The 17,323-nt window shown below is 43.7% G+C and carries 16 protein-coding genes, 1 pseudogene and 1 other annotated feature; of the genes and pseudogenes, 9 read left to right on the forward strand and 8 right to left on the reverse strand.

Annotated elements, in window-relative coordinates:
* Positions 1–313: 313 nt before the first annotated feature.
* Positions 314–916, forward strand: a complete 603-nt coding sequence (gene rpsD / locus L7D49_RS16035) for a 30S ribosomal protein S4 (protein ID WP_238082640.1) — start codon at positions 314–316, stop codon at positions 914–916.
* A gap of 225 nt (positions 917–1,141) precedes the next feature.
* Here rpsD and L7D49_RS16040 read toward each other — a convergent pair whose 3' ends face one another.
* The 4 genes from L7D49_RS16040 to L7D49_RS20460 form a co-directional block, all read right to left on the reverse strand.
* Complete coding sequence (locus L7D49_RS16040; protein ID WP_238082643.1) at positions 1,142–1,456, reverse strand: hypothetical protein; 315 nt, start codon at positions 1,454–1,456, stop codon at positions 1,142–1,144.
* A gap of 126 nt (positions 1,457–1,582) precedes the next feature.
* Positions 1,583–2,167, reverse strand: coding sequence for an MEDS domain-containing protein (locus L7D49_RS16045; RefSeq protein WP_238082645.1), 585 nt, complete (start codon positions 2,165–2,167; stop codon positions 1,583–1,585).
* A gap of 217 nt (positions 2,168–2,384) precedes the next feature.
* Complete coding sequence (locus L7D49_RS16050) at positions 2,385–2,585, reverse strand: hypothetical protein (RefSeq protein WP_238082647.1); 201 nt, start codon at positions 2,583–2,585, stop codon at positions 2,385–2,387.
* Positions 2,586–2,712: 127 nt separating this feature from the next.
* Complete coding sequence (locus L7D49_RS20460) at positions 2,713–2,805, reverse strand: hypothetical protein (RefSeq protein ID WP_418895888.1); 93 nt, start codon at positions 2,803–2,805, stop codon at positions 2,713–2,715.
* 318 nt (positions 2,806–3,123) lie between these two features.
* On the opposite strand from L7D49_RS20460, the pseudogene L7D49_RS20375 reads away from it, so the two are divergent.
* Positions 3,124–3,324, forward strand: a pseudogene (locus tag L7D49_RS20375) (insertion element protein); the annotation flags it as partial.
* A 142-nt stretch (positions 3,325–3,466) separates the two neighbouring features.
* Positions 3,467–3,751, forward strand: a complete 285-nt coding sequence (locus L7D49_RS16055) for a hypothetical protein (RefSeq protein ID WP_238082649.1) — start codon at positions 3,467–3,469, stop codon at positions 3,749–3,751.
* 475 nt (positions 3,752–4,226) lie between these two features.
* On the opposite strand, the gene L7D49_RS16060 is transcribed toward L7D49_RS16055, so the two are convergent.
* Entirely contained in the window at positions 4,227–4,832 is a 606-nt protein-coding gene (locus L7D49_RS16060; protein ID WP_238082650.1) for a hypothetical protein, read from the reverse strand.
* Between the two features lie 196 nt (positions 4,833–5,028).
* Between L7D49_RS16060 and L7D49_RS16065 the strand changes: the two genes are divergently transcribed.
* Complete coding sequence (locus L7D49_RS16065; RefSeq protein ID WP_238082652.1) at positions 5,029–5,412, forward strand: VOC family protein; 384 nt, start codon at positions 5,029–5,031, stop codon at positions 5,410–5,412.
* A gap of 85 nt (positions 5,413–5,497) precedes the next feature.
* Here the strand turns inward: L7D49_RS16065 and L7D49_RS16070 are convergent, their stop codons facing one another.
* Positions 5,498–7,321 carry a DNA ligase D gene (locus L7D49_RS16070; RefSeq protein WP_238082654.1) on the reverse strand — a complete coding sequence of 608 codons (1,824 nt, stop codon included), beginning with the start codon at positions 7,319–7,321 and terminating at the stop codon, positions 5,498–5,500.
* Positions 7,322–7,420: 99 nt separating this feature from the next.
* Here L7D49_RS16070 and ku point away from each other — a divergent pair, with 99 nt between their 5' ends.
* The gene (gene ku / locus L7D49_RS16075) at positions 7,421–8,248 is read left to right on the forward strand and encodes a non-homologous end joining protein Ku (RefSeq protein WP_238082656.1); all 828 of its coding nucleotides are present in this window, start codon (positions 7,421–7,423) and stop codon (positions 8,246–8,248) included.
* A 43-nt stretch (positions 8,249–8,291) separates the two neighbouring features.
* On the opposite strand, the gene tyrS is transcribed toward ku, so the two are convergent.
* Complete coding sequence (gene tyrS / locus L7D49_RS16080) at positions 8,292–9,560, reverse strand: tyrosine--tRNA ligase (RefSeq protein WP_238082657.1); 1,269 nt, start codon at positions 9,558–9,560, stop codon at positions 8,292–8,294.
* Positions 9,561–9,609: 49 nt separating this feature from the next.
* Positions 9,610–9,814 (reverse strand) — a binding site (T-box leader).
* A gap of 107 nt (positions 9,815–9,921) precedes the next feature.
* Between tyrS and L7D49_RS16085 the strand changes: the two genes are divergently transcribed.
* Positions 9,922–12,933 carry a transglycosylase domain-containing protein gene (locus tag L7D49_RS16085; RefSeq protein WP_238082660.1) on the forward strand — a complete coding sequence of 1,004 codons (3,012 nt, stop codon included), beginning with the start codon at positions 9,922–9,924 and terminating at the stop codon, positions 12,931–12,933.
* Between the two features lie 38 nt (positions 12,934–12,971).
* Here the strand turns inward: L7D49_RS16085 and acsA are convergent, their stop codons facing one another.
* Entirely contained in the window at positions 12,972–14,690 is a 1,719-nt protein-coding gene (gene acsA, locus L7D49_RS16090; protein ID WP_238082662.1) for an acetate--CoA ligase, read from the reverse strand.
* 179 nt (positions 14,691–14,869) lie between these two features.
* On the opposite strand from acsA, the gene L7D49_RS16095 reads away from it, so the two are divergent.
* From L7D49_RS16095 to L7D49_RS16105, 3 genes are read left to right on the forward strand one after another with little or no spacing between them, the layout of a single operon-like run.
* On the forward strand, positions 14,870–15,502 hold the full coding sequence (locus L7D49_RS16095; protein WP_238082664.1) for a GNAT family N-acetyltransferase: 633 nt from the start codon (positions 14,870–14,872) through the stop codon (positions 15,500–15,502).
* 16 nt (positions 15,503–15,518) lie between these two features.
* Complete coding sequence (locus L7D49_RS16100; RefSeq protein WP_238082666.1) at positions 15,519–16,160, forward strand: acetoin utilization AcuB family protein; 642 nt, start codon at positions 15,519–15,521, stop codon at positions 16,158–16,160.
* Positions 16,157–17,314: an acetoin utilization protein AcuC gene (locus L7D49_RS16105; protein WP_238082668.1), complete on the forward strand. Its 1,158-nt coding sequence runs from the start codon at positions 16,157–16,159 to the stop codon at positions 17,312–17,314. Before L7D49_RS16100 ends, L7D49_RS16105 begins: the two co-directional genes overlap by 4 nt.
* Positions 17,315–17,323 lie beyond the last annotated feature (9 nt).

The following is a 17,323-nucleotide window of genomic DNA, read 5'->3' on the forward strand; positions in this document are numbered from 1 at the left end:
ACGTACCATTATTTCCTTTCTTCCATAGTAATGCATTACACCTATAATTGCCATTAATAAATTGCGACAATCTTCGTGCTGCCACGATAATTTCCTTGACTGGCGGAAGACGAAACGGTATGATGGAACTTGTGTAAAATAGTTGCAGCAGTAGTGTGTTCCGGATTGTCCAGTCTATTCCTTTTAAGAAGGTGCATTGAGTAACCTTATGGCTGCTGAGGCGAGGATGCAAGATAATAGAATGGCGTGCGGCATGAACACTTCTGGTTCTTATTTTACAACAAAATAAAACCAATTAGAGGAGGAGTCTCTCATGGCTCGTTATACAGGTCCATCTTGGAAACTGTCCCGTCGTCTTGGCATTTCGCTAAGCGGTACTGGGAAAGAAATCGAAAAACGCCCTTATGCACCAGGACAACACGGTCCTAACCAACGTAAGAAACTTTCCGAATACGGATTGCAATTACAAGAAAAACAAAAACTTCGTTTCATGTACGGCGTAAACGAACGCCAATTCAAAACGATCTTCAACAAAGCTGGTAAAATGCAAGGTAAACACGGTGAAAACTTCATGATCCTTCTTGAAACTCGCCTTGACAACCTAGTATACCGCTTGGGTCTTGCACGCACTCGCCGTGCAGCACGCCAACTTGTCAACCACGGACATATCCTAGTTGACGGCAAACGCGTTGACATTCCATCTTACAGCGTAAAACCAGGCCAAGAGATCTCTCTTCGCGAGAAATCTCAAAACCTTACAGCTGTAAACGAAGCGCTTGAAGTGAACAGCTATGTTCCTGACTACGTTTCTTTCGATGCTGATAAGAAAGTTGGTCAATTCGTCCGCATGCCTGAACGCAGCGAACTTGCTGCTGAAATCAACGAAGCTCTTATCGTTGAATTCTACAGCCGTTAATAACTAGCATTACTAAAAACCCTCGAAATCCGCTTAACAGCGTGGTTTTCGAGGTTTTTTGATTTTATTCGCTTTTTAGCCCCGGAATACACCATTAACATTGTGGGGGAACTATTTTTCCGTCAATACAAGTGGAGAAGCGCATTACAATTAACAATCTTGGAGTAACAAAAAAAGAGGAGGCCAACTGGGTGGATTAAACCGTTAATTAGTCTCAAACGTTTCTTAACTGCCGTTTCGTTCTAACCACAGATGCATGTGTGTGACTAATACGGTTCCTTTGTTAGACTCAAACCGTATTTCATTATCTATGATTTTCATGTCTTTTACCATTACTATTCTTTCGGTTAAATACTCAATCAAGTCTTCAGAAAGCCAGGTTTCAAACTTCCCCATAAATTTACCGTGTTGTTCTTCTTTGTCATTCTTATCAAAAAGGATTATAGCAAGTGGATTATAATCGAACAATCCACCCAAACCTTCACTATGTTTTCCGTCATAAACGTATTTATACCAGTCATAGCCTTCACGGTTCTTCAAGCACCAGCACCCTTCCCCTTGATAATATATAAACATTACTTTCAGAATACCAGAGATATCCATACGTTTCATCAGTTTAAATATAATTCGCCCCATCTAATAAAGGACAGGGCTTATCTCACTTTCTCAATATTCCTCTGAGTACTCCTGCGACAAGATTAATTCTTCATCCTCTAAAATATATGGATGGGTTTTCAAGAGAACTTCATGTAGATCATCCAGCATTCTATTTCGATCGTATGCACATATTAAAGAGAAGTGTATCTCGTTTACAGCTTGGTCCACAATTTTCTCAAACACTTCGATTAGTTGTGACGGCCCCTTTAAACTCGCCCACTCCACGTGCGCCCATGAACGAAAGGGAAGTTTGTTTTTCACGCATGGATGTACCAAATTAGTGAAGTATTCTTCAATTGCAGGTGGATAATAGCTCCCACTCGATAAATAGAAGCTAATACTGTTTACATAGTGCAAATACTTCATCTCTTCACTTGAAAAGCTCTTGCGAAGTTCTTGAAAAATTAAAATGTAATTTCGTTCATTTTCGACCAAAAATACGATTTCACCAGCTGCAATCCCGTCTTTGATAAAAGAAATAACCTGTTGAAGATAACTTTCATTGTCGGCGTACATGTACAGAACATGAGCATTCTTTTCTTCAAATAGTTTTTGAATCTTACTTTTCTCCGCATTTCGTAGCATTTCGCCCATATTATCCCCTCCTTTAGTATCCATTTCTTTGTTATTTACATTTTAATACAATAATTCTGTAAAAGATATAGTAATCGTTCGACATTTTATACAAATAGACCTACTATTATCAATTTCACATCAAGAACTAGTAGATTTTATTCAAGTATTATGTATGAGAAAATAACAATAGGCGCCTTGATGCTTCATGGAAACCGTCATCTCGTATTCTTTATCCTCATTCTCGCAGAACGCTTTCGCGTGAGCGATCTTGAGTTTCTCTGCTTCCAGTTTCTTCTTGAATTGGATGCATGTCCAAATAGTTGGTCATGAAATCGAGAGCTTTCATTTTGGCTGAAAGTATAACAGTTGAACCATTTCGACCATGTGATATTTCAGTGATGACTGTTCCATCAACTTCTGCAGCTTCCAGGAACATAGTTCACTTCTATCTTGTCTGTATTACCTCGATGATCCATTACTTCGATTTCATTCTTACCAAATGTTGTGAAGTCGGTATTGTCAGCAAAGGCGATAGCAATGTACTTCTGAAGAATGTCAGGGGCCTATAATTTCAGTTCGGACGTTCGCTCATTATTGAGCCGTTCTATCACTGTAGATATCTTGGGGTTTCTAAGGTGCCTGTTTCCTTCTGACATTGCCGTTTTGTAAGCACACCCATAAGCCTTCTGATACGCCTTAGTCGCATTAAAATTTTAATGTAGTAAATACAAAAAAGCCGTTATTTATCGGTCAAATCTTCCGACTCTACAACAGGCTCGAATACCTCTTTTTTTCGGTTGCATCCTTTTCGCAGGGTTACATCCTTTTGCGTTTTGTTTGCATCCTTTTTAGCAGCACCCCTCGACCATCCGTCAAGGCTCTTTCTGCTCTTCAATGTGCCCAGCTTAACATCATGTTTTTCAGCCAATGCAGCTAGCGTTATCTTCGTTGCACTGAGACTTGTTCGTTCATCTTTGACCACCGCACGAAGCGATGGGAAGAGTTATATCTATTTGAACTTCAATCCTAAATATGCTCAAATGGCTCACCAATCTGCGAACTTGATCAAACTTTTGCTTCACCTATAATTCTAATGGAACAATTTAAACGCCCTCTCAATGGTTAGGAATCACGGAGAAAAATTTGATCTAAAAGATATTATTTATCTTAGGTAGATAAATTAGTAAAGAAAGAAAAACAAGCTCAATATATCTGAATGTTTAGAGTAATATCAGATTTTTATGGTAACATATTAATAGGGAGAATGAGCAATCACGGAGTCGTTTAATCTTTGTTCAATGAGATAAGGAGGCTATTATGAAAAAAGTTATTTTAGGGGTATTATTGACGGCAATGTTAATGGGATGTTCAAAGGAAACAAAAGTTGTTGAGGAAAAACGGGATGTTAGCCAAATTTTTGAAATACCAGTTACTTTCGGTTATGGCACTAAAGGTGAGTACATTTTAATAGGAGAGAAAGGAAAATTGGGTTTTTTAGTTGGTTCTGAAAAAGAGGGAGAAGCTGAAGCACAACCAATAATTGCAGAAAAGTCTTCTAAATATATGTGGTATTTTTGGGGAGATAAAAAAGAACTCAAATGAAAAAGCAGAAGAACACAAAGTCCTTATTGAAAATGGAGGAACGCCTAATAGCGAAAAAGTTTGGGAGTATGCAGAAGTTGGAATAAGTCTTAACAATGGAGCTGATAAACACGTTCCATCAAATATGAAATTTCCAACACCAGGATTATGGAAGTTAGAAGTTTACATAGGAGATATGTTATTCGGTGAAATTGTTGTAAATTTATTAGAGAGTTAACCTAATTTTCTACTTCGTAATAGGCGGTATTAACTATATAATCTTATGCTGTTACATCAAAAAAAACGCTAAAATCTGAGCGTTTTTATTTGTTTTTTGTGCTACCAATTCACTGCTGAAATATATGCTAATTGGGTTGTTATTTGCGTTGTTTTTCGTAGTTTTCTCCCCATCAACCGAACTTGTTACCCTTATGGACTTACTTTCCTTCTGTCAAATGAAATGGGGCCATGCATCTCTTCTTTTACTACTGCCAACCTATTGAGGAATAAACATATACGGGAACTGCTTGAATATGCCATCCGATATCGTATCCGCCATCATTAATGCTTCCGCTTCGATTTGGTCGAATACTTGCACTTCCAACTCAAAATTCTTTTGAATCATGCACACTGCTTCCAGCTTCGTCAATGCCAGATGGGAATACAGCATCTTACGAAAAGCCTCTTTGTCGATGTATGGATTGATCTGATTTAGGAATTCAGCGATTTTGTCTGCGTTCCGGTACCATTCCTTTTCTTTCTGTGCCGCCTTTTCCGTTTCCCCATTGACAGCTGCCGTGACTAAATCCGCGGCGATCATCAAATGTGCTGAGATAAGATTACTATATATATTTCCTATGTGTTCTCCATAATAGGGTTTCAGAGAGTCGCCCATGTCGGTTGCATTGCGCAATAGGCGTGCGAGTACGTATTTTAAATCAGGCACTTTGAAAACAATAGCTGTGATCGCCATCCGCGTCCACGTGACATGCTGCTGCCAGAGAAGCCGATTTTTATTCCATAATTCAACTTGCGCCTTGCTATAACAATTCACGGGCTGCATCTCGTAAATCGGCATTTGATTTCCATAATACTGATTCATTGTACCACTCCAGCTTTTATACTTGGGTCAGTACATATTATTCAACCGGGCTATCTTCGGTGCATCCCCCGCTTCTTTCAGTCAATCTGTGACAACGCTAAAACTTCCGCCCAATAAAAAAATTGAACTATTTAGAGGAACGAAAGAATGATGTGTCGAATAATAAAAGAATCCTATGAAAGGCGGTACCTGCCCCATGACAGTACAAGCTTCACCCATTGCATGCAAAGTCAATAATGTGTTTATCCATGTCAGCGATTTAAAGAGATCGGTCCAATGGTATGCTAATCTTCTTGGTCTATCCATTGATGAAGCAACAATTGAATCACCGGTCCATAATATTCCCGTTACTGGCGAAACTGGTCTGACACTGGATGACCATACATTCGATCCTGGTTTTACGCTGGCTCCTTCTTCCCATGTACTTTTTAATTTATTCGTTGAGGATATTGATGCTGCCTATCAATTCATCCAAGCCAATCATATTACAGTCACTCGAGAAATTGAGCGCATCGGCGATTTTGCGTATTTTAATTTCCAAGACCCGGACGGCAATGTCTTAATGATCTGTAACTGTTAAGTCAAAAGAAAACTGCACCAACACGAAAAGAAGGCAGCCCATCGTATTCGATGTCGGACTGCCTTCTGTCTTTCTTCATACATTACTAGGTTAACTGCTGCAATACTTCCCCAAATGGCTGATTGGCTCCAACTTCCTTGAAGTTCCGAAATGGGTTCCCGATTTGTTTTATCCTGTCTAATACAGTCGGGATGGTGAACATTTCCGGACGCAATTGGCTGGATACTTCATGCCACTCGAGAGGTGTTGCAACTGTGGCCAGTTCGCCGCCGCGCGTAGAATATGGGGCGACAATCGTTTTCCCTTCGTGATGCTGCACATAATCGAAGTACAGCCGGTTTCCTCTATTTTTTTTCAATCGTTCCGTCGTGAACCATTGCGGTTCCTGCCCGCATAAAAAATCGGCTACAAATTCGGTGAAAACACGTGTGTCATCATACGTGAATGTATCGAATGGAAGAGGGATATAGACTTGCAGCCCTTTCCCGCCTGAAGTTTTAACAAAGGATTCCAAATTGAACTGGTCACAAATTACCTTCAGTCGCAAAGCGGCTTCAACAGCTAATGTGAACTCCTGAACGGAAGGCGGATCCAAATCAAAGACAATTTCTGTCGGGCAAGCCGTATCAATCGTTTGAAAAGGGATATGATATTCAAGCGCCAATTGGTTTCCGAGCCAGAGCAAGGTCTGGATGTCATTACAAAGGAGATAATCAATGCCTTCCTCTCGCTTTGTAACAACAAAATCCGGCTTATAATCAGGAGCATTTTTTTGATAAAAACGTTCGCCGACAACCCCATGGGGATAGCGGATGACCGTTAGCAGCCTGTTGTGCAGAAACGGCCCGATATGAGGAAAGACGGCTTGCAGATAGTACAAGAAATCATCCTTTTCAACGCTCATCTTCGGCCAGACCGGTTTGTCCGGATGCGTGATTGGCACGGTCTCGGCTATCGGATGTACCTCACGGAGCATTTGCCTCCAAGTACACTGTTCTGCATTCCATTCAAAGCTGAAACTGTGAAACCTCGGTTCACGCAAATGCTTTCCATCAAAATCAATACAATTGACCTTCACACAAATCGATGGATCTACCCGCCATGTTTCGGCCTCGATTTTCGTACCATTCGAAGTGAATAAACTCGCAAGTGCTTGAAATTCATCGTCAGATAATCCATGCCGGAATGTCACGATGTCGAGGAGCTGCTGGTCTTTAAACACGCTGCCTGTGAAGAACCCGTTGCCCGCTTCGTATTTGGTGACAATGACATGGACCGTTTTCCAATTTTTCACCTTCACCCAATGGACGGAGCGCTTTTCATTGGACCAGACACTTGTTTTTTTCTTGGCTACCATCCCTTCGCCATTATGTATTTGAATAGCCTTCCACATCATGGAGGCGTCTTCGGTAGCCTCGATGAGCTGCAAAAACTCATTGCTGGCATAGTTAGCCGAGACCGGCAACTCCAATTTACCGAAGAGGGCTTGCAGCTTCTTCTTCCTTTTCATTAGCGTTTCCCCTGTCCAATCTTTCCCTTTCCATTTCAGCAAATCAAACACGATATAATGACACGGGAAACGCGTCGAATGATTGCCTATGGCATCCGCTTTTCGCATCCTTCCCCTCGTCTGGACAACAGCAAATTCGCTTTTATAATTATTTTGGAGATGAACCAATTCTCCATCGAGGTGAATCGGTAATAACGTCTTTATCTTATCTTGAACTTCATGGCAAAAACGAATAATTTCGGGGAACATCTCATTCAGCCTGTTTCCATTCCGGCTTGTCAGCGTGATGGACGTTTCTGACCATTCCAACAGGCACCGGAAGCCATCGTATTTCGTTTCATATATCCAATCTTCACCTTCCGGAATGATATCCGCGTCGGTCAGGAGCATTGGTTTCATTCATTTCACCTCACTGTTTACGTTATTGTCTGGAATAAATCATTTCATATACATAGGAATCCAAACACTTTCCATACTAATGAAAAAGCGGGTGACACCATGCATACAATTTGGAAAGGAAGCATTAGCTTCGGTCTAGTCAATATCCCGATCAAACTCCATGCCGCAACGGAAAACAACGATGTCAAATTGCGCCAGCTCCATAAAGAATGCCATTCACCGATCAGTTATCAGAAAGTATGCCCGGTTTGTGAAAAGGAAGTCCAAAACGAGGAAATTGTGAAAGCGTATGAATATACCAAGAACAAATTTGTTGTGCTCGATGACGAGGAACTGGAGAGATTGAAAAAGGAAAACGAAGACAAAGCCGTAGAAATTATCGACTTCGTTAAACTGGAGGAAATTGATCCGATTTATTTCGAGCGGAGCTATTTTATAGCACCTGATGCAAGTGGCGGCAAAGCGTACGCCTTATTGCGCAAAGCCCTTCAGGAGTCCGGAAAAATTGGGGTCGCAAAAATTATTATTCGTTCAAAAGAACAGCTCGCCGTAGTCCGTGTCTACAAGGATGCGCTATTAATGGAAACGATCCATTTCCCAGATGAGGTGCGGAATGTGCAGGATGTACCGAATATTCCAAGCGCAGACTCTGTCGTCCAAAAAGAATTGGAAACCGCTCTCTTATTGGTTGATCAATTAACGACTGCGTTTGACCCAACGAAATATACGGATGAATACCGAACAGCTCTAATGGATTTGATTGAGGAAAAGAAATCCGGAAACCGCACAGTGGCAGCAAGCGAGAAGCAGCCAGCCGCTCCAGCCAATATGACTGATCTGATGGCCGCTCTTCAAGCTTCTCTTGACCAGACGAAAAAGAAAAAGCCCGCACCGCGGAAAAAAGCTGCTGCAAAGAAGAATGCTTAATACAAAGAAAAGCTGTCCGTCATAGACGAACAGCTTTTTCCTATTAAAGGAATTTCACCATTTTATAATTCTTTTTACCGCGGCGCACAATTGTAAATGCATCATCTAAACGGTCTTCAGACGTTACCGTGTATTCTAAATCAGTCACCTTTTCCCCGTTAAAGGAGATCGCACCATTCGTCACGTCTTCCCTCGCTTGGCGTTTGGACGGTGATACACCCGCTTCCACAATGAAATCGACAATATTTTTATCTGCCTTCTCCATTTCCACAGTCGGCACATCCTTGAATGCGTCCTTCATTTCCGCAACGGTGAGCGACTTCAAATCACCGCTGAATAGTGCTTTGGAAATCCGGATTGCTTGCTCGAGCGCATCCTGTCCATGGATCAGGCGAGTCATCTCCTCAGCCAATGCGTTTTGCGCTTTACGCAAATGCGCCTCTTCCTGAACAGACACTTCCAATGCTTCGATCTCTTCTTTGTTCATAAAAGTGAAGATCTTCAAATATTTGATGACATCCGCATCCGCTGTATTGATCCAGAATTGGTAGAACTCATATGGCGACGTTTTCTTCGGATCCAGCCAGACTGCTCCGCCTGCTGTCTTGCCGAATTTCGTTCCATCCGATTTCGTGATGAGCGGAATGGTAATGCCGAATGCTTTCGCATTGTCATCATGTGTTTTCCGGATAAATTCAAGACCTGTCGTAATATTGCCCCACTGATCTGACCCGCCGACTTGCAGACGGCAATTATAATGGTCATATAGGTGGTTAAAGTCTGCACCTTGGATGAGCATATAAGAAAACTCGGTGAATGAAATGCCCGTTTCCAAACGGGAAGCAACGTTTTCTTTTGCCAACATATAATTGACGCTCAACAGCTTGCCATAATCACGCAAGAAGTCGATTGCGCTCATCTCACCGAACCAATCTTTATTATCAACGAGAATTGCGCCATCGTCTGTATTGGCGAAATCAAAGATTTGTTCTAGTTGCTTCCGAATGCCAGCTACGTTTTGTGCGATTTGTTCATCTGAAAGCAATTGACGCTCATCCGCACGGAATGACGGGTCACCGATCATTCCTGTTGCCCCTCCTACAAGGACAATCGGGCGATGCCCATGGAGCTGAAAACGGCGTAATGTCAAAAATGGCACGATGTGGCCGATGTGCAAGCTATCCGCAGTTGGATCTGTACCGCAATAAAGAGAAATTTTCTCTTCATTTAATACTTTCTCCAAACCTTCCTCGTCGGTTTGCTGATACAGCAGCCCTCTCCATTTCAAATCTTCCAGTAGTTCATTTTTCAATTGGACCCCTCCTAAAAGTAAAAAAGCCCTGCACAATTCAAAAGAATTATGCAGGGACGTTCATCACAATGTTGTGTAACGCGGTACCACCCAGCTTGAGAAACGACTATTTCTCCGCTTTTTCGCATTAACGCCGCGCTCGCGATTGCATTCCAAAGCTGTAATTCACAAACGCCCTACCGGACAGCTTCCACCAGCCGCTGCCTCTCTATACGGATCAAACGCTGCTACTCCGACTTTTTCATCATGCAATAAAAAGATATATCCCTTATTGTAGTACAAAATAGTTACTTGTCAAACATAATCTTCGGTCCTGCGAAAAATGTGCTATAATAGGAAAGATTTTAGGGGGGAGAACGACTTGAGCGAAAGACGAAAAAATCGGATCGATCTGATAGAAGAAAAGTTTGAAGATATGAAGAAAAAGAGATGGGCCAAAGGCGTACGCATCACGTCAGGCGTCGTGTGGAACCTATTTCTTCTTTTCCTGATTTTCGGTTTGACGCTGAGTGTCTTTGCCGCTTCTGTCGGTGCAGGCTATTTCGCATCTTTGGTTGCAAAAGAACCACTCCGGACGAAGCAGGAAATGCGCAGTGAGATCTTTAATTATGAAGAAACCTCCGAGATTTTCTTTGCCGATAACAAATATTTAGGAAAAGTGAGCTCGGATATCGAAAGACGGGAGACGAAGCTGAAAGATGTTTCGCCTTACTTAATTGACGCTGTCTTTGCTACAGAAGACGAATACTTTATGACACATAACGGCATTGTGCCGAAAGCGATTTTCCGCGGATTGTTGCAGGATGTCACGAATTCCGACAGCCAAACAGGCGGATCCACATTGACACAGCAATTGATTAAAAACCAAATCTTGACGAACGAAGTGTCCTATGAACGGAAAGCGAAAGAGATCCTTCTTGCGATGAGACTGGAACACTTCATGAACAAAGAAGAGATCCTGGAAGCTTATCTGAACATCATCCCTTATGGAAGAAATGTGCACGGTGACAATATCGCCGGCATAGAAACCGCCGCGGAAGGTATTTTCGGATTAAACGCGAAGGATTTGAATTTGGCACAGGCTGCCTATATTGCCGGGATTCCTCAAGCACCATTCGCTTATACACCATTTAAAAGCGGAAAATATGGAGGCGGCGTGAAATCGGATGAAGCGTTGAAACCGGGTATTGACCGGATGAAAACAGTACTGTTCCGTATGAAGGAAACCGGTTATATTACGAAGCAGGAATATGAAAAGGCAATCGCTTATGACATTACAAAGGATTTACGTACTGATAAAGATCGCCCTACTAGCAGGTATCCGTACCTCACCCAGGAAATTCAGAAACGGACGACTGATATTCTAGTGGAAGTTCTCGCCAAACGGGATGATATCGAATTGGAACGGCTAGAACAGAATCAAAAGCTTAAAGAGAAATATCTAATTCTTGCAGAACGTGAAATGAAAACAGGCGGTTATCGCATTTATTCCACAATCGATCAAACATTGTATGACAAGATGAATGAGGTTGCGAAAAACTTTGAGCATTACGGATTCACCTACACAAGAGAAGAAAAGGATTCGGAAACAGGCGAAATGGTGTTAGTCGACGACCCTGTCCAAGTCGGATCCATCTTAATCGAAAACAAAACGGGACGCATTTTGTCCTTTATTGGTGGATTGGATGATAAGCCTAGTTACAACTTTGCAACGCAAGGCCATCGTCAAAACGGCTCTTCCATCAAACCGCTTCTCGTCTATGCGCCAGCTATTGAATATGGAGTTATTGGAGCAGGCAGTCCTGTTGTCGACTTAAAAATCGATACTCCAAACTGGAAAGTTAGCAACTACTTTGCGGAACAAGAAGACGGCATCTTGCCTGCCCGTGAGGCGCTCGCCCGTTCGTTGAACTTGCCGACCGCCCGTCTTTACGAAGAAATTCGTGACCGCCGGCCAATGGAATTCTTGGAGAAAATGAATTTCAAGAAACTTACAGAGGCGGATTACGTGAATCAGTCTGCTTCCCTAGGAGCGCTTACTGTTGGTGCGAGCGTTGAAGAAAACACGAATGCATTTGCAACTTTTGCAAATGGCGGTCAATTTATTCCATCGTATATGATTGAGAGAATAGAAGATGCACAGGGAAATGTCATTTTCGAGCATAAGAGTGAACCGGTCGAGGTATTTAGTCCGGAGACGGCGTATATCATTACCGATATGCTCCGAGATGTAGTCAAACCGGGGGGCACAGGCCAACAAGTTCCAAAGAACTTGAATTTCTCTCTTGACCTTGCTGCCAAAACAGGAACGACTCAAGGATATGGCGACGCTTGGCTCGTCGGCTATAATCCAAATGTATCGCTTGGCATTTGGCTCGGCTATAAGGACCAGACTCGAAAACTATACTCACGCGGCTCATCTCAACTGCATCCTACAACAAGAACGAGCATGCTATTTGGCAGGTTGATGAATACAGCGAACGCCGCTCGTCCAGACATCGTGGGAGCAGGGGCGAAGTTCAAACAGCCAGCTGGCGTTGTAACACGCAGTTTCTGCGGCATCTCTGGATTGGCGCCATCTAACGCTTGTTCTGCGGCTGGCCTTGTACGTTCCGATTTATTCAACTCGAAGGTCATGGTGCCGACGAAACCGGATGACAGCATTATTAGCGCGTCCTATGTATCGGTAAAAGGTGTAAAATATTTAGCACTCCCTTCTACGCCTAGTGAGTTTATTGTATCGGGTGGCACTGGAGTGAACGAAGAATTCATCAAACGGATGCTTGGACCTTTCGGTGGAGATGGTTCAAAACTATTCTCCGGAAAATCCATTTTTGCCTCCAATGTCGTTTCCGGCTCGGTCTTTAATGCCGACGGAGCGAACCCGGCTGGAGTCCAGGCAAGCGCCAATGGCTCAACTATTACGTGGACTGAATCGGCATCCAATGATGTGATCGGCTATTATGTCTATCGGGATAATGAAAGGGTAGCGACAATCCGTGATTCGTCATCCAATTCATATTCTGCTGGTCCTGGTTCCTACTATGTCCGTGCAGTCGATATTACTGGATTGTTATCTCCAGGCTCGAACATTGTAACCATTGGAAGTCCGGAACCTCCAGCCGATACAGGTGAAGATGACAGCGAGGGAGATCACGAGAATCCGACACCTAAACCGCCAGCCGAAAATGAAAATCCTGGTTCTGGACAAAATAACGGAAATTCAGGAGATCCGAATGATAATAAAGGCAACAACGGCAACAATAATGGCAATGGTAATGGTAACAACAATGGCAATGGTTCTGGCAATGGAAACGGCCATGGGAATAACGGGAAAAATCCTCCTCCAAAAGATGAGGAAGATGACAGATAAAAAAACTGGATCGCTATTGAGCGATCCAGTTTTTTCTATTAGTCTTCCATAGTCGATAAATCACCTGTCGGCAAATTCAGTTCCCACGCCTTCAGAACACGTCGCATAATTTTTCCGCTTCGGGTCTTCGGCAGTTTATCCTTGAACTCAATTTCACGCGGAGCTGCATGCGCAGCCAATTCGCGTTTAACGAATTGCCGGATATCCTCTTTTAACTCATCCGACGGCTCATATCCTGCTTGCAGGGCGACAAACGCCTTGATGATTTCCCCACGTACCGGATCGGGCTTGCCGATTACACCTGCTTCAATGATAGCCGGGTGCTCAAGAAGTTTGCTTTCTACTTCAAACGGACCTACCCTTTCTCCGCTCGTCATGATAACGTCATCCACACGGCCCTGGAAGAAGAAGTAACCATCCTCATCCATATAAGCAGAATCGCCCGATACATACCATTCATCATTTAAGAAATAGGATGCATATTTCTCGGGATTATTCCAGATTTGACGCATCATGGCCGGCCAGCCTTTGCGGATCGCCAAGTTCCCCATCCGATTCGGCGGGAGGACGTTCCCTTGGTCGTCTACGATTGCCGCTTCAATGCCAGGCACCGGTTTCCCCATACTTCCTGGTTTGATCGGAATCGCTGGGAAATTGCAGATAGTCTGCGCACCCGTCTCGGTCATCCACCATGTATCGTGGATTCTAAGATTGAACACTTCCATGCCCCAGCGGATGACTTCCGGATTCAATGGCTCCCCGACAGATAAAATATGGCGCAATGAGGAGAGATCGTACTTTTTAATCGGTCCAGCTCCAGCTCCCATCAGCATACGAAAAGCAGTCGGCGCACTATACCAAACGGATACGCTGTAATCCTGAATCGCTTCATACCAAATATCCGGCGAGAAGCGTCCGCCGACGATCAAAGATGTTGCACCAGCGAGCATTGGACCAAAAATACCATAGGCCGTTCCTGTCACCCATCCCGGGTCTGCTGTACACCAGAAGACATCCTCTTCTTTCAAGTCGAGGACCCACTTGGCTGTTTGAAGCTGCTGGATCATCGCTGCCTCAACGTGCAAGACCCCTTTCGGTTTGCCTGTCGAGCCGGAAGTATAGTGCAGCAAGGTAGGAGACTCTTTCTCCATCCACTCCACTTGGAAATAGGGAGAGGCTTCCTTCAGATGCTTATTAAAATCAATAAAACGTTCATTTTCTTCGATTCCTTCTCCTACTAAGAAAATGTGCTTCAAATGCGGCAAACGATCCACCGGCACTCGTTCCACCAGCTCAGGCGTCGTGATGATCACCTTCGCCTCACTGTCTGCTAAACGGTCGTATACAGCACCTTCCATGAACGCTTCAAATAGCGGCCCGACAATTGCGCCGTTCTTCAAAGCTCCTAAAATAGCAAAGTATAATTCAGGAGAGCGAGGCATGAATACAAAAATACGGTCCTCCCTTTCCAAAGATGAAAAGTCCCGAAGCACATTGGCTGCCTTGTTGGACATCTTCTTCATCTCATTAAACGTATACGCTTCTTTCCGGTTCGCATCTTTGTAGTAGAGCGCCACTTTGTTTTTACGAAAAGAATCTGCATGGCGGTCCACCGCTTCATGTGCGATGTTAACCAGTCCTGTTTCGTGCCAGCTGAACTGTTTTTCAGCTTCCTCCCATGAAAACTCTTTAACTGTCGTTTCATAATCCCCCAAATTATATTCTCCTTGAACGACAGGTAAAATTTTGGTTACCATATGCATATCACCCTTTCTAGAAACTATAACATTCTTTATTCTACAATATTCTCATTATATTGGCTAATAAATTAATATTTTTCGTATTGTTATTTAATTTGTAATAATAATGGACGGCACAGGAAGTTTTTTATTGTATACTGAAAAGAGAGGTAATTTATTCAGGGACGGTGAATTTGTTGGAACATAAAAAAACGTATAATGCGATGGAAATCAAACACCGGAACGGCAATGTCATCATTGAAGGGCCGATCCCCTCTTCCAAATTGGCAACCCTTGATTTTCATGAGCATTTAGTGGCTTTCAGGCCGCCTGAGCAGCAGCATAAAGCACTTATTGAAATTGCCGATCTTCCGGAAGGCCGTATCATCATCGCAAGGGAAATGAATGAAATCGTCGGGTATGTCACGTATCTTTATCCGGATCCGCTTGAAAGATGGTCGCAAGGCAAGATGGAAAATTTAATTGAACTTGGCGCGATCGAAGTGATTCCAAAATTTCGTGGCGGCGGCATCGGAAAAGCCCTGCTTGAAGTGTCGATGATGGATGATGCCATGGAAGATTATATTACAATTACAACTGAATATTACTGGCATTGGGATTTGAAAGGCACGAAGCTGAATGTTTGGGAATACCGAAAAGTAATGGAGAAAATGATGAATGCGGGCGGTTTGGAGTATTATGCAACCGACGATCCAGAGATCAGCTCTCATCCTGCAAATTGCCTAATGGCCCGTATTGGGAAACGGGTCGATCCAGATTCGATCCGGCAGTTCGACAGCCTGCGGTTCATGAATCGATTTATGTACTGAAAGCGAGGTTTTACCTATGCTAGTTGAAGAGATAATGAAAAAAGAGGTCGTCACACTGACAACAGCGCACACTGTCCGAGATGCCTTGCAGATCATGCGGGACCATAAAATCCGCCATTTGCCTATTTTGGACGAGGAACAACTGGTCGGTGTCGTATCCGATCGAGATTTAAAGGAGGCAGCCCCTACACTGCTTGCTGAGATTGAACAGCATCCACTCGATCTGCCGTTGACGAACATTATGACTTCTAATCCGATCACGGGGCACCCGATGGATTTTGTAGAGGAGTCTGCAGTGCTGTTCTATGAAAATCAAATCGGCTGTCTGCCCATTGTATCAGGCGGAAAATTGGTCGGAATTATTACCGAGACTGATCTCTTATACAATTATATTGAATTGACCGGCGCACACCAGCCGGGTTCACAAATTGAAGTACGAGTTCCGAACGTACCAGGCATTCTTTTCGAAGTATCCAAGGTGTTCCATGAACAAAATACGAATGTATTAAGTGTCCTCGTCTACCCTGACAAGGAAAACGAGGATCATAAAATATTGGTCATCCGCATCAAAACGATGAATCCCTTGCAAACCATCCAAGGTTTAAAAGAAAGCGGTTTCGAAGTCTTATGGCCAAATTTCCCAGGCGCAAAGCAATGAAGAAGGATGCACTTTTCGTATTTTCAGAAGACCAACTTGGATACTCATTTTCAGACACCCACCCGTTCAATCAAAAAAGAATCGTCATGACACTTGATTTATTGCGCAAAATTAACGCGATCGGTGATGACGATATTATCGCGCCTAGGATGGCGTCAGATAACGAACTGCTTCTAGCCCATGATGAAAAGTTTATTGACATTGTGAAGAGAGCAGGACGTGGAGAAGTAGGCGAGGAAGTGGCTGACTTGTACGGCATCGGAACAGAGGACACCCCCATTTTCCAAGGCATGCATGAAGCAAGTGCAACGCTTGTCGGCGGGACACTGACCGCGGTGGATCAGGTGATGGAAGGCCATTCACGGTATGCCGTAAATTTGGGCGGCGGCCTGCACCATGGCTTCCAGGGAAAAGCATCCGGATTCTGCGTTTATAATGACAGCTCAGTGGCCATTAAATATCTGCAGCAAAAATACAATGCCCGTGTCCTCTATGTCGACACGGATGCCCATCATGGGGATGGTGTGCAATGGACGTTTTACGATGATCCTTCCGTCTGTACCCTTTCCATCCATGAAACCGGCCGTTATTTATTTCCCGGCACCGGCAATGTGACGGAACGCGGAAATGGGGACGGCTATGGTACGAGCTTCAATTTTCCGATTGACGCGTTTACAGAGGACGAATCATTTTTGGATATTTACCGGACCTCCCTGCGGGAAGTGGCCGAATTCTTTAAACCAGATGTTCTGCTCACCCAAAACGGAGCGGACGCACATTTCTTTGATCCGCTGACGCATTTATACGGAACGATGGAAATCTATAAACAAATTCCACGTCTCGCGAGGGAAATAGCAGAGGAATATTGTGATGGCCGGTGGATTGCCGTCGGAGGGGGCGGCTATGACATTTGGCGAGTTGTGCCGAGAGCCTGGTCTCAAATATGGCTTGCCATGAAACAACTACCTTCCCCATGCGGTGCTCTGCCTGCAGACTGGCTGGATGAATGGCAGCCACAATCGCCCGTCCCGTTAATTAGGACATGGGATGATCCGAATCCATTATACGAGCCCATCCCAAGAAAAGGTGAAATTACGGAGAAAAATGCACAGATGGCCAACCGTGCATTACATATCATTCGGAATGAGAAATAACGTGAAAAT

The sequence above is a fragment of the Sporosarcina cyprini genome, assembly GCF_022048975.1.
Taxonomy (GTDB): domain Bacteria; phylum Bacillota; class Bacilli; order Bacillales_A; family Planococcaceae; genus Sporosarcina; species Sporosarcina cyprini.

What these genes read in the sequence shown, in the direction of transcription:
- ku (WP_238082656.1), top strand. Translation starts at nt 7,421, where the DNA reads ATGCATACAATTTGGAAAGGAAGCATTAGCTTCGGTCTAGTCAATATC.
- L7D49_RS16105 (WP_238082668.1), top strand. Translation starts at nt 16,157, where the DNA reads ATGAAGAAGGATGCACTTTTCGTATTTTCAGAAGACCAACTTGGATAC.
- acsA (WP_238082662.1), bottom strand. Translation starts at nt 14,690, where the DNA reads ATGGTAACCAAAATTTTACCTGTCGTTCAAGGAGAATATAATTTGGGG.
- L7D49_RS16060 (WP_238082650.1), bottom strand. Translation starts at nt 4,832, where the DNA reads ATGAATCAGTATTATGGAAATCAAATGCCGATTTACGAGATGCAGCCC.
- L7D49_RS16055 (WP_238082649.1), top strand. Translation starts at nt 3,467, where the DNA reads ATGAAAAAAGTTATTTTAGGGGTATTATTGACGGCAATGTTAATGGGA.
- L7D49_RS16065 (WP_238082652.1), top strand. Translation starts at nt 5,029, where the DNA reads ATGACAGTACAAGCTTCACCCATTGCATGCAAAGTCAATAATGTGTTT.
- L7D49_RS16070 (WP_238082654.1), bottom strand. Translation starts at nt 7,321, where the DNA reads ATGAAACCAATGCTCCTGACCGACGCGGATATCATTCCGGAAGGTGAA.
- L7D49_RS16045 (WP_238082645.1), bottom strand. Translation starts at nt 2,167, where the DNA reads ATGGGCGAAATGCTACGAAATGCGGAGAAAAGTAAGATTCAAAAACTA.
- L7D49_RS20460 (WP_418895888.1), bottom strand. Translation starts at nt 2,805, where the DNA reads ATGTCAGAAGGAAACAGGCACCTTAGAAACCCCAAGATATCTACAGTG.
- rpsD (WP_238082640.1), top strand. Translation starts at nt 314, where the DNA reads ATGGCTCGTTATACAGGTCCATCTTGGAAACTGTCCCGTCGTCTTGGC.
- L7D49_RS16100 (WP_238082666.1), top strand. Translation starts at nt 15,519, where the DNA reads ATGCTAGTTGAAGAGATAATGAAAAAAGAGGTCGTCACACTGACAACA.
- L7D49_RS16050 (WP_238082647.1), bottom strand. Translation starts at nt 2,585, where the DNA reads ATGTTCCTGGAAGCTGCAGAAGTTGATGGAACAGTCATCACTGAAATA.